The organism is Microbacterium pratiae, assembly GCF_047302165.1.
Lineage (GTDB): Bacteria > Actinomycetota > Actinomycetes > Actinomycetales > Microbacteriaceae > Microbacterium.
In genome coordinates this window covers 1,897,252-1,909,651 of the sequence record NZ_CP154843.1, presented here as the reverse complement: position 1 = coordinate 1,909,651, position 12,400 = coordinate 1,897,252, and the positions used below count along the sequence as shown (strand labels likewise).

The 12,400-nt window shown below is 67.9% G+C and carries 10 protein-coding genes; 2 read left to right on the top strand and 8 right to left on the bottom strand.

Features of this window, described 5'->3' with window-relative positions; genetic code table 11:
* Positions 1-2,886 (bottom strand): excinuclease ABC subunit UvrA, encoded by a 2,886-nt coding sequence (gene uvrA / locus AA0Y20_RS08940; protein ID WP_412938840.1) that lies wholly within the window; start codon positions 2,884-2,886, stop codon positions 1-3.
* Between the two features lie 73 nt (positions 2,887-2,959).
* Positions 2,960-3,385 carry a MarR family winged helix-turn-helix transcriptional regulator gene (locus AA0Y20_RS08935; protein ID WP_412939730.1) on the bottom strand — a complete coding sequence of 142 codons (426 nt, stop codon included), beginning with the start codon at positions 3,383-3,385 and terminating at the stop codon, positions 2,960-2,962.
* Between the two features lie 54 nt (positions 3,386-3,439).
* Between AA0Y20_RS08935 and AA0Y20_RS08930 the strand changes: the two genes are divergently transcribed.
* Positions 3,440-3,682, top strand: coding sequence for a hypothetical protein (locus tag AA0Y20_RS08930; RefSeq protein WP_412938838.1), 243 nt, complete (start codon positions 3,440-3,442; stop codon positions 3,680-3,682).
* A 58-nt stretch (positions 3,683-3,740) separates the two neighbouring features.
* On the opposite strand, the gene uvrB is transcribed toward AA0Y20_RS08930, so the two are convergent.
* On the bottom strand, positions 3,741-5,822 hold the full coding sequence (gene uvrB / locus AA0Y20_RS08925; protein ID WP_412938837.1) for an excinuclease ABC subunit UvrB: 2,082 nt from the start codon (positions 5,820-5,822) through the stop codon (positions 3,741-3,743).
* Positions 5,823-5,889: 67 nt separating this feature from the next.
* The gene (coaE, locus tag AA0Y20_RS08920) at positions 5,890-6,498 is read right to left on the bottom strand and encodes a dephospho-CoA kinase (protein WP_412938836.1); all 609 of its coding nucleotides are present in this window, start codon (positions 6,496-6,498) and stop codon (positions 5,890-5,892) included.
* A gap of 91 nt (positions 6,499-6,589) precedes the next feature.
* Here coaE and AA0Y20_RS08915 point away from each other — a divergent pair, with 91 nt between their 5' ends.
* A complete protein-coding gene (locus AA0Y20_RS08915) occupies positions 6,590-7,318 on the top strand; it encodes a response regulator transcription factor (protein ID WP_412938834.1) in 729 nt (242 codons plus the stop codon).
* A 20-nt stretch (positions 7,319-7,338) separates the two neighbouring features.
* Here AA0Y20_RS08915 and AA0Y20_RS08910 read toward each other — a convergent pair whose 3' ends face one another.
* From AA0Y20_RS08910 to AA0Y20_RS08895, 4 genes are all read right to left on the bottom strand, one after another.
* Positions 7,339-8,484: a diguanylate cyclase domain-containing protein gene (locus tag AA0Y20_RS08910; protein WP_412938832.1), complete on the bottom strand. Its 1,146-nt coding sequence runs from the start codon at positions 8,482-8,484 to the stop codon at positions 7,339-7,341.
* A gap of 17 nt (positions 8,485-8,501) precedes the next feature.
* Positions 8,502-10,175: a sensor histidine kinase gene (locus AA0Y20_RS08905; protein ID WP_412938830.1), complete on the bottom strand. Its 1,674-nt coding sequence runs from the start codon at positions 10,173-10,175 to the stop codon at positions 8,502-8,504.
* A 125-nt stretch (positions 10,176-10,300) separates the two neighbouring features.
* Positions 10,301-11,758 (bottom strand): 30S ribosomal protein S1, encoded by a 1,458-nt coding sequence (gene rpsA, locus AA0Y20_RS08900; protein ID WP_023951490.1) that lies wholly within the window; start codon positions 11,756-11,758, stop codon positions 10,301-10,303.
* Positions 11,759-11,963: 205 nt separating this feature from the next.
* Positions 11,964-12,383 (bottom strand): YchJ family protein, encoded by a 420-nt coding sequence (locus AA0Y20_RS08895; RefSeq protein ID WP_412938828.1) that lies wholly within the window; start codon positions 12,381-12,383, stop codon positions 11,964-11,966.
* Positions 12,384-12,400: the final 17 nt, after the last annotated feature.

The window sequence follows — 12,400 nt, the reverse complement described above, 5'->3', positions numbered from 1 at the left end:
TCAGCCCGCCTTGCGCGCCGCCGGGGCCCCCAGGATCTCGGCGAGGAACTGGCCGGTGTGGCTCTCCGCGACACCCGCGACCTGCTCGGGTGTGCCCGTCGCCACGATCGTGCCGCCGCCCGCTCCTCCCTCGGGTCCGAGGTCGATGATCCAGTCGGAGGCCTTGATCACATCGAGGTTGTGCTCGATCGTGATGACGGTGTTGCCCTTGTCGACCAGACCATTGAGCACCTCGAGGAGCTTGCGGACGTCTTCGAAGTGCAGACCCGTCGTGGGCTCGTCGAGCACGTAGATGCTCCGGCCGTTCGAACGACGCTGCAGCTCGGTGGCGAGCTTGACACGCTGCGCCTCGCCACCCGACAGCGTCGTGGCGGACTGACCGAGCCGCACGTAGCCGAGCCCGACGTCGACGAGCGTCTTCAGATAACGGTGGATCGCCTGGATCGGCTCGAAGAACTCCGCAGCCTCCGAGATGGGCATCTCGAGGACCTCGGCGATGTTCTTGCCCTTGTAGTGCACGGCGAGGGTGTCTCGGTTGTACCGCTTGCCGTGGCACACCTCGCAGTCGACGTAGACGTCGGGCAGGAAGTTCATCTCGATCTTCAGCGTGCCGTCACCCGAGCACGCCTCGCAGCGACCGCCCTTGACGTTGAACGAGAAGCGGCCGGGCAGGTAGCCGCGGACCTTCGCCTCGGGCGTCTCGCTGAACAGGTTGCGGATGCGGTCGAAGACACCCGTGTAGGTGGCCGGGTTCGAGCGCGGGGTGCGGCCGATCGGCGCCTGGTCGACGTGCACGACCTTGTCGAGGTTGTCGAGCCCCGTGACGCGGGTGTGCTTGCCCGCGACGCGGCGGGCGCCGTTCAGACGTGTCGCCAGCACCTCGTAGAGGATGCCGTTGACCAGCGTGGACTTGCCCGAACCGCTCACCCCGGTGACGGAGGTCAGCACGCCGAGCGGGAACTCGGCCGTGACGTTCTTCAGGTTGTTGGCACGTGCGCCGACGACCGTCAGCATCCGCTTCTTGTCGATCTTGCGGCGCTTCGTCGGCGTCTCGAGCGACCGCCGCCCCGACAGATAGTCGCCGGTCATGGAGCTCTCGTCGGCGAGCAGAGCGTCGTAGGGGCCGGAGTGCACGACATTGCCGCCCTCGACGCCCGCGCGCGGACCGATGTCGACGACCCAGTCGGCTGCTGCGATCGTCTCTTCGTCGTGCTCGACGACGATGAGGGTGTTGCCGAGGTTCTTCAGCTTGACGAGCGTGTCGATCAAGCGCCGGTTGTCGCGCTGGTGCAGTCCGATCGAGGGCTCGTCGAGGACGTAGAGGACACCGGTGAGACCGGAACCGATCTGAGTCGCCAGACGAATGCGCTGCGCCTCGCCACCCGACAGCGATCCCGCGGCGCGACCCAGGCTGAGGTAGTTGAGCCCGACCTCGATGAGGAAGTCGAGGCGAGCACGGATCTCGCGCAGCACCGCTGCCGCGATCTTCGCCTCGCGCTCGGTGAGCTCGAGCTGGTTGAAGTAGCTCTGCGCCTCGGCGAGGCTCAGACGCGCCACGTCGGCGATGGAGCGCTCGTGGACGCGGACGGCGAGCACCTCCGGCTTGAGCCGGTCGCCGTCGCACGCGGGGCACGGGACCTCGCGCAGGTACTCGGCCCAGCGCTGACGCTGCGTATCGGTCTCGGCCTGGAGGTACTGGCGTTCGATGTAGGGGATGACCCCTTCGAAGCCGGAGGCGTACCGCATCTCGCGTCCGTAGCGGTTCTTCCACTTGACGGTCACCTTGTAGTTCTCGCCGCGCAGCACCGCGTCCTGCACATCGCCGGGGAGGTCGCGCCACGGGGTCTTGAGCGAGAACTTCAGGTCGGATGCGAGGCCTTCGAGAAGGCGCTCGTAGTACTGGAAGAGTCCCTTGCCCTGCGTCGTCCACGGCAGGAGGACGCCCTCGGCGATGGAGAGCTCCTCGTCACCCAGCATGAGCTCGGCGTCGACCGACATCCGGGTGCCGAGACCGGAGCACGTCGGGCATGCGCCGAAGGGTGCGTTGAACGAGAAGGTGCGCGGCTCGATCTCCGTGAGCTGGATCGCGTGTCCGTTGGGGCAGGCGAGCTTCTCGCTGAAGCTCTGCCAGGCGGCATCGCCCTCTTCGTCGACGAAATTGATCTTGATGACGCCACCGGCGAGCGCAAGCGCCGTCTCGACGGAGTCGGTCACGCGTCCGAGCAGATCGGGTCCGGCCACGAGCCGGTCGACGACCACCGCGATGTCGTGCTTGTAGCTCTTCTTCAGCGTCGGCGGCTCGGCGAGGGACACCACATCACCGTCGACGACGGCACGGGCATAGCCCTTCGCGCTCAGCTCCTTGAAGAGGTCGACGAACTCGCCCTTCTTCTGCGTCACCACCGGCGCCACGACCTGATAGCGGGTGCGCTCGGGGAGCTCCATGAGCTGGTCGGCGATCTGCTGGACCGTCTGGCGCTGGATGCGCTCACCGCATTCGGGGCAGTGGGGAACGCCGATGCGCGCCCAGAGCAGACGCATGTAGTCGTGGATCTCGGTGATCGTGCCGACCGTTGACCGCGGGTTGCGGTTCGTCGACTTCTGATCGATGGAGACCGCCGGGCTGAGGCCCTCGATGAAATCGACGTCAGGGCGGTCGACCTGCCCGAGGAACTGGCGCGCGTAAGCGCTCAGCGACTCGACGTAACGGCGCTGACCCTCGGCGAAGATCGTGTCGAAGGCGAGACTCGACTTTCCCGACCCGGAGAGGCCGGTGAAGACGACGAGACTGTCGCGCGGGATGTCGAGATCCACGTCCTTGAGGTTGTGGACGCGGGCTCCGCGGACGCTGAGTTTCGATGAGGAAGCGACGGGGACGATGGGCACCGCACAAGTCTAGGTGGGGCCTCCGACACCGGCTCCGAGGTTCGCCCTGGGCTCACCGATGCGGTAGTGACGGCTACTCCCGAGGGACGCGCCGGCCCGCGAACGGCTCGAGTCCGTCACGCAGCGCCGTCACGTCGTCGACCGTCATCCCGACCGCCGCCATGACCTGTTCCGGGACGCGGACCGCATCCGCGCGCAGCGCTCGACCGTCGGCGGTCAGCCCGATCTCGAGCACGCGCTCGTCACCCCGGCGCCGGGCACGCGTGACGAGCCCCTGGACTTCGAGACGCTTGACGAGTGGAGACAGCGTCGCCGGCTCCATCGCGAGATCGGCCGCCAGCTCCCCCAGCGCCTGCGGAGATGCCTCCCACAGCGCGAGCATCACGAGGTACTGGGGATGCGTCAGGCCGAGCGGCTCAAGGATCGGCCGGTAGATGGCCACGACGTTCCGGGCGGCGGTGACCAGCGCGAAGCACAGCTGGTTGTCGAGCTTCAACATGTCGTCGGCGGAGTCCACGCTCGTATCCTATATGCCCTAATCGTTAGTACACTGATGATCATGACCGAGCCCGACCGTCGCCCTCCCCTTCGCACGCGCGTCCGCGAGGCGGGCGGCTGGTACGCCTATCTGAACTCGCGCCTCATCCGCGCCGCCGGCCCCGCATCGGTCGGTCCGTACGAGACCGAGCCCGAACCGGAGCGCACGGGCCGCGCCTGCCCGCTCTGCGGTCATCCCATGACGGAGCACGACGTCGACCGGAGCGGCCCGAAACCGCTGCTGCACTGCCCTCGCTGAGGCCCGAGCAGCGCCGACCCCGTCGACGACCGTCAGCGCAGCGGACGGCCGTTCTCGGTCAGGCGTGTCCGGCCCGCTCCATCGCGCGCAGCTCCTTCTTCAGATCCTGCACCTCGTCGCGCAGACGGCCCGCCAGCTCGAACTTGAGTTCTGCCGCTGCGGCGAGCATCTGCTGCGAGAGGTCTTCGATCGTCGACTCGAGCTGCTGAGCGCCTTCGGCCGCGATGCCCTCACGGCGCAGCTGCGGTGTCGGACTCTTGCCCTTGCCCGACTTGTTGCGGGCCGTCGCCTTGCCGTTCAGCAGGTCGCGGGTATCGGATGCCTCGCGCGCGAGCGCGTCCGTGATGTCGGCGATCTTCTTGCGCAGCGGCTGCGGGTCGATGCCGTTTTCGAGGTTGTAGGCGATCTGCTTCTCTCGGCGACGCTCGGTCTCCTCGATGGCCGCGGCCATCGAGTCGGTGATCTTGTCGGCGTACATGTGCACCTGTCCCGAGACGTTTCGTGCCGCACGGCCGATCGTCTGGATGAGGGAGGTTCCCGAACGCAGGAACCCCTCCTTGTCGGCGTCGAGGATCGCGACGAGCGACACTTCGGGGAGGTCGAGGCCCTCGCGCAGGAGGTTGATGCCGACGAGCACGTCGTAGGCGCCCTGGCGCAACTCGGTTAGCAACTCGACGCGGCGGAGCGTGTCGACGTCGGAGTGCAGGTAGCGCACCCGCACACCGTGCTCGCCGAGGAAGTCGGTGAGCTCCTCGGCCATCTTCTTCGTGAGCGTCGTGACGAGCACGCGCTCGTCGCGCTCGACTCGGAGTCGGATCTCCTCGAGCAGGTCATCGATCTGCCCCTTAGAGGGCTTGATGATGATCTCGGGATCGACGAGGCCCGTGGGACGGATGATCTGCTCGACCACGCCGTCGGCGATGCCCATCTCGTACCGCCCCGGCGTCGCGGAGAGGTACACGGTCTGTCCGACGCGCTCCTTGAACTCGTCGAAGCGGAGCGGACGGTTGTCCATCGCGCTCGGCAGTCGGAATCCGTGGTCGACGAGCGTCCGCTTTCGAGACGCGTCGCCCTCGTACATCGCGCCGATCTGCGGAACGGTCACGTGCGACTCGTCGATCACGAGCAGGAAGTCGTCGGGGAAGAAGTCGAGCAGCGTGTGGGGCGGCTCGCCCGGTGACCGACCGTCGAGGTGCCGCGAGTAGTTCTCGATGCCCGAGCAGAAGCCGAGCTGCTGGAGCATCTCGAGATCGAATGTCGTGCGCATGCGCAGTCGCTGCGCCTCGAGCAGCTTGCCCTGGCTCTCGAACTCCTTCAGGCGCTCGGCCAGTTCGTGCTCGATGGTTCCGATGGCGCGCTGGACCGTCTCGGTGCCCGCCACGTAATGCGAGGCCGGGAAGACCGGGACGCTGTCCATCTTCTGCACGATGTCGCCCGTCAGGGGATGCAGCATGTACAGCGCCTCGATCTCGTCGCCGAAGAGCTCGATGCGGATCGCGTACTCCTCGTACACCGGGATGATCTCGATAGTGTCGCCGCGCACGCGGAAGTTGCCGCGCGAGAAGTCCACGTCGTTGCGGTTGTACTGCATCGCGATGAACTTGCGGATGAGGGCATCACGGTCGTACCGCTCGCCCACCTGCAGCGCCACCATGGCGCGCAGATACTCCTCGGGCGCACCGAGACCGTAGATGCACGAGACCGTGCTGACGACGACGACGTCGCGACGGCTCAGAAGCGAGTTGGTCGTCGAGTGCCGCAGTCGCTCGACCTCGGCGTTGATCGAGGAGTCCTTCTCGATGAAGGTGTCGGTCTGTGGGACGTACGCCTCGGGCTGGTAGTAGTCGTAATAGCTGACGAAGTACTCGACCGCATTGTTCGGCATGAGGTCGCGGAACTCGTTCGCCAGCTGCGCGGCGAGGGTCTTGTTGTGCGCCATGACGAGGGTCGGACGCTGCACCTGCTCGATCAGCCACGCCGTCGTCGCCGACTTGCCCGTACCGGTCGCGCCCAACAGGACGACGTCGGTCTCGCCCGCATTGATGCGGCCCGCGAGGTCGGCGATCGCCTGGGGCTGGTCACCGCTCGGAACGTATTCGCTGATGACCTCGAAGGGCCGCACGGAGCGCGTGGTCTGCATGATTCCAGCGTAGGCGGGACCACCGACACCGGACCCGGTCTTCGCTCAGAGCGTGCGTGCGTGCGTGCTACGCGGCAGGATCCGCGGTCAGCCGCCCCCACAGCTCGTCGACTTGACGCAGCGTCGCGTCGAGCTCGCCGGCGGTGTCGATGACGACGTCCGCGATGGCGAGGCGCTGATCGTCCGAGACCTGAGCGGCGATCCGCCGGTCGGCCTCATCCGCCGTCATCCCGCGGAGGTGCTGGAGGCGCTCGCGGCGGACGGCGGCGGGAGCATGCGCGACGACCACCGCATCCCACGGGTCGTCGACACGCGCCTCGACGAGCAGCGGCACGTCGTACACGACGACGGTCCCGTCTCCGCCGCGCAGCGCTTCGTCGAATCGACGCTGCGATTCCGCGCGCACCGCCGGATGCACGATCGCGTTGAGCGTCGTCCGCGCGTCCGGATCGGCGAAGACGATCGACGCCAGAGCAGCCCGATCGAGCTCGCCGTCAGGCGCGATGACGGTCGGGCCGAACGCGTCGCGAATGGCCTCGAGAACGGGCGATCCCGGGCGCTGGACGTCGCGCACGATGGCATCCGCATCGACGATGACCGCGCCGTGGTCGGCGAGCCGCCGCGCGATCGTGGACTTCCCGGACGCGATCCCGCCGGTCAATGCGATCAGAGGCATACACCCGAGGATGCCACGGGCGCCAGGCCGGGCGCGAGATCGCCCGATGGATACGATGGGATCCTGACAACCCGCGGAAGGTGGGATCACCGTGGAACGCACCGCCGTCATCGTCGAAGACCAGGCCGACATCCGCAGCCTGCTCTCCGCGATCCTCGAGTCGAGCGGTTTCGCGGTGCACGCGACCGACAACGGACTCGACGCGGTCGAGCTGATCCGCACGGTCTCCCCCGACGTCACCACGCTCGATGTCAACATCCCCGGCATCGACGGCTTCGAGGTCGCGCGCCGCGTCCGCGAGTTCAGCGACACCTACATCATCTTCATCTCCGCCTTCGTCGAGCCCGGCGACGCCGAGCGCGGCCGAGCCGCCGGCGGCGACGAATACCTCGGCAAGCCCTTCCGGCCGCGCGACCTCAAGGCCCGCCTGGCCGCGATCCCCTCCCAGCGGCGGCGCCACGATGCCGCGATGGATGACATCGGGGCGGTCGCTCCCCCGGCCGGCACCTCACCCGACTCCGCCTACGGCGACGTGTCCATCCACGAGGGGGACTTCCGCGTGGCCGGCGCTTCGATAGACCTCGCGCCCGCGGAGTCCGCGGTGCTGCGCGACCTCGTCGTCGCGCACGGACGCACGCGGACCAAGCACGATCTCGCGCTCGCGCTGCGCTCCCGCTCACGAACCGACGCCCCCGATGCCGACGAGGTCCGAGCGGTCGAACGGAGCGTCGAGTCACTGCGGCAGAAGCTCGCCGCCGCGGCAGCATCGACGCTCATCCTCTCGGATCAGGGAAGCGGCTACCGCCTCGAGCGCCCCTGATCCGGGCCGCTCACGCGGTCTCAGGACGGCTCTGCGAGAAGCACGGCCGACGCGACACCCGATGATGCGCGGGTCGCCGTCGTCGCAGCCACCTCGATGAGGGCATCCGCGTCGTAGCCCACGACGTCGCTCAGAGCGACGCCGATGCCGATCGCGGGAAGCACTCCACCCTCGACGGAGGCGAGCGCCTCGAACAGCGACCGGTACAGGGCCAGGGCCTGACGACGCGCGTCGGCTGCGGACGCGACGACCGTGATGACGCCGATCCGTTCCGAACCGACCTCGCCCACGACGGAGAGCGTCGGCGCATTGGCCGTCATGGTCCCGCGCCAGGTTCGCACGACCTCATCGCCGACATCGAGACCGAAGGCCGTGGCGATGTACTCGAGCCCGTCGAGCTCGATCACCCAGACCGCCATGAGCTCCCGGCGGGTCTTGGCCCGTTGGACGCTCATCGCGACAGCGCGCCGGAAACCGGCGACCGTCACGATCTCACCGGGACCCGCATCCCGTCCCTCCGGCGAATCCGACCCGCGAACACCGGCCCTTCCGGCTCGCAAAACGGACGCGCTCACGACGGCCGTGGTCGCCAGGACGACCGTGAGGATGCTGGTGGGGATCGGTCCGACCCACAGCCGGAAGATCTCGCCGTAGCCGAAGATCAGGACGACGACGACGCGCGCGAGATAGAAGACGGACTGCACACCGAAGACGAGGCCGAGCGGGAGTGCCGTCCGAGACGCCCCGAGCGCCCCTCGGAAGCACTCGACCGAGGCGGCCGCCGCCAGGATGCCGAGAGCCGCGAACATCGTGAGAGAGCCGGACCAGTCGTCGCCGCCCAGCGCGAACTCGACCGAGGCCGCAGTCGCGGTGACGATACCCGCCGCCGCGACGAGACCGCCCGGTCCGCGGACCGTCCGCCGGTTGTAGGCGCGGCATCCGAGCCACATGAGCCCCGTGCCCGCCACCGACGCCGTGTTCCCGCACACGACCGCCCACGCGGTCTCGGGTGCGCTGGCCCATACGACGTAGAACATCGTCGTCAGGACGGCGGAGAGGAAGCCGACAGCCCAGAACCGGCCGCTCTGCTCGGGGCGGCGCAGCAGCGTGTCGAAGATGAATAGCACGGCGCATGCCAGGACAACGATCGCAGTGATCAGAGACACGGAGAACTGGTCGATCATCACATCGCCGTCCCGGGACGGCGTGCCGGGAGGGTCACGGAGAAGGTCGAGCCGACCCCGAGGACGCTGCTCACCGTGATGTCGCCCCCGTGCCTGCGGACGATGTCGCGGCTGATGGCGAGACCCAGCCCGTTGCCCGTGACGGCGGAGTCGCGCACAGCGGCCCCCCGGTAGTAGCGCTGGAACACCGAACCGAGATCCTCTTCGTTGAGCCCGACTCCCGAGTCCTGCACCGCGATGAGCGCCCACTGGTCGCCGACCGATGTGGCCACCGACACGCGTCCCCGGGGGCGGTTGTACTTGATGGCGTTCGAGAGCAGGTTGTCGAGCACCTGTCGGATGCGGACCGGGTCGGCGTACGCCCGGGCGGGTTCGAGACGCGACACGTCGATCGTGATCCCGCGCTCGCCAGCACTGACGAGGATCGACTCCACAGCGGCGTGCACGATCTCGACGAGGTCGACGTCGGTCGGAGTCACGGTGAGCTCCGCCGTGGACTTGTGCTGGCTCGATGCGGCGAGCACATCGCCGACGAGACGCAGCAGCTGGTCCGCATTGCGGTCGGCGACCCGGAGATTCTCCAGCGCCGCCTCGGGGACTCCCGGAGTGTCTATCGCGAGTTCGAGGTACCCGAGGATCGAGGTCAGGGGCGTACGCAGTTCGTGCGAGACCGATGAGACCAGGGCATCTCTCTCTCGCAGCGCATCGGTCTCGGCCGTGATGTCCCGCGTGACGACGACAGCTCCCGAATCACGTCCGTCCGGTTCGATGATGCGCCTCGCCGATACGCTCAGGACTCGGCGGTCGTCATCGCGTCCGACCTGGATGCGCGCGTCGGTGAACGCCTCGCCGCGGCGGACCCGCGCGAGCGGATGGTCCTGCGGATCGAGCTGTGTCGCGCCGTCCGCCGAGTAGACGTCGGGCTGTCCGCTGGTGCGCGATCCCCGCTGCAGGCGCGCGTGAGCGTCGTTGATGATCGAGGCCGAGCCGTCCGTCTCGATGCGCGCGACGCCGAAGTCGACGCGGTCGAGGGCCTCCGTGAGCACCTGCTCGTGCCGACGAGCCCGCTCGAGAGACTGCGTCAGCACGGTCGCCTGGCGGTCGAGGAGCAGACGCTGGGCGCTGGCTCTCCTGCTGCTGAGATACGTGGAGGTGCTCACCGCGATGAGGAGGAGGGGCAGCAGGAGGAAGCCGAACGAGGACGGAGACGAGTGGATGACGGCATCCGTCGCACCGTATGCGGTCAGCGCGAGGACGATGCCTCCGATCCACCCGATCGTGCCGAACCCGGAAGCGAGCCAGATCACCGGGAACACCCAGAGCAGCCCGAAGCCGCCGGTCGGCTCGGCCACCCGCATGACGCCGATCGCGATGATGTCGCCCAGGGGTATCAGCGCCAGCCACAGCCGGCCGATGTTCCCCCAGGGAACGATGATCGCGGCGCCGGTGAGGACGAAGACCGCGGTGACCGCGAGGAAGAAGAGGGCGGTGTCACCCCGGAACCCGACGATGAGGCCGGCGATCGCAACGACGAGCACGACGGACGTCGCGACGATCTGGTTGAGCATCGCCGCGCGGGTGCGATCGCCTTCGCCGAGGACGGCATCCACCCACCGCGGCGGTGCCGGGAGGACGAACGTCGCCCGCGTGCGCTGCGGCGTCTCCGTCTCCATGTTCTGAAACTATCGCGTCCCGGACGCCCGCGGGTGCGCTCGGGAACGGACGATCCCACTTGCGCACCAAACGGCGGAAGGGCCGGAGCACGAGGCTCCGACCCTTCCGTCGTGTGAGTGTGGACTCAGCGGCCCGAGAGCTTCTCGCGCAGAGCGGCGAGAGCCTCGTCATCGGCCAGGGTGCCACCGCCGGTGCTCGCGGACTGGACGTCCGACGAGAACGACGAACCGTTGTCGGCAGGAGCCGCGGCCTCGGCCTCGAGCGCCTTGACGACAGCAGCCTTGTGCGCCTCCCAGCGTCCCTGAGCAGCCGCGTACTCGGCCTCCCAGGCAAGACGCTGCTCGTCGAAGCCTTCCTTCCACTGGTTGGTCTCCGGGTCGAAGCCCTCGGGGTACTTGTACTCCCCGTTCTCGTCGTACTCGGTGACCATGCCGTAGAGGGCCGGGTCGAACTCGGTGCCGTAGGGGTCGACCGACTCGTTCGCCTGCTTCAGCGAGAGCGAGATGCGGCGACGCTCGAGGTCGATGTCGATGATCTTGACGAAGACCTCTTCGCCGACCGACACGACCTGCTCGGCGAGCTCGACGTGCTTGCCCGACAGCTCGGAGATGTGCACGAGGCCCTCGATGCCGTCCGCGACGCGCACGAACGCACCGAACGGAACGAGCTTCGTGACCTTGCCCGGCGCGACCTGACCGATCGCGTGGGTGCGAGCGAAGACCTGCCACGGGTCCTCCTGCGTCGCCTTCAGCGACAGGGAGACGCGCTCGCGGTCGAGGTCGACCTCGAGGATCTCGACGGTGACCTCCTGGCCGACCTCGACGACCTCGGAGGCGTGCTCGATGTGCTTCCACGAGAGCTCGGAGACGTGCACGAGGCCGTCCACGCCGCCCAGGTCGACGAACGCACCGAAGTTGACGATCGACGAGACGACGCCCTTGCGGACCTGACCCTTGTGCAGGTTGTTGAGGAACGTGGTGCGCGACTCGGACTGCGTCTGCTCGAGCAGGGCGCGGCGCGACAGCACGACGTTGTTGCGGTTCTTGTCGAGCTCGAGGATCTTCGCCTCGATCTCCTGGCCGAGGTACGGCGTGAGGTCGCGGACACGGCGGAGCTCGATGAGCGACGCGGGCAGGAAGCCGCGGAGACCGATGTCGACGATCAGACCGCCCTTGACGACCTCGATCACGGAGCCGGTGACGACACCGTCGTTCTCCTTGATCTTCTCGACGTCGCCCCATGCACGCTCGTACTGAGCACGCTTCTTGGAGAGGATGAGGCGGCCTTCCTTGTCCTCCTTCTGGAGAACGAGGGCTTCGACCTCGTCGCCGACCTTGACGACCTCGTTGGGGTCGACGTCGTGCTTGATGGAGAGCTCGCGGGAGGGGATGACACCCTCGGTCTTGTATCCGACGTCGAGGAGGACCTCGTCGCGGTCGATCTTCACCACGGTGCCTTCGATGAGGTCGCCGTCGTTGAAGAACTTCAGAGTCTTCTCGACCGCGGCCAGGAAGTCCTCAGCAGATCCGATGTCGTTGATAGCGACCTGCTTGGTGGCCGGGGCGGTCGTTGCGTTAGTCATGTAGTGGGTTGTCCTTGTTGGGTCAGGGTGTCGGGCCGCGGATCCGGACATCGTCTCGAAGACGACGAATCGGCCGTGGCGGATGGTTGTGGATGCTGCGTCATGAACGCATGGCGACAAGGCCACACGAGTGACGATCCAGGGTATCAGAGCAGACCCGCGTGATTCCAGTCCCCCGGCGCTTCCGTCGCGCCGCCGCGAGGCGTCACGGCGCGGGAGAGACGACCCCGCCGACATACAGCCATCGTCCGCGTATCCGCGTGAACCGGCTGACCTCGTGGAGCTCGCCCGAATCGGCGCCGGAACGCCACCGCGCCCGGAACTCGACGGTGCCCGCGGTGTCGTCGGCGCCGCCCTCTGCGCGCACGATCGTGAGTCCTGTCCATTCCTCCGGGTCGTCCACCTCGAGGTCTTCCGGGCGCGTCGCCGGATGCCAGGTGCGGGCGAGGTGGTTCCGGTCGTGCAGGGCGAACGCGGTGTAGCGCGAACGCATCAGCTGCTCGGCCGTCTGCGCCGGCCGGCCGTCGAGCAGCGGACCGCAGCATGAACCGAACGATCCGCCGCCGCAGGGGCAGGGCGCAGTCGCCGCGGGCCTCCGCCTGAGAGCCGCCTCACCGAAGGACATGTCCGCCTCGTCTCCGC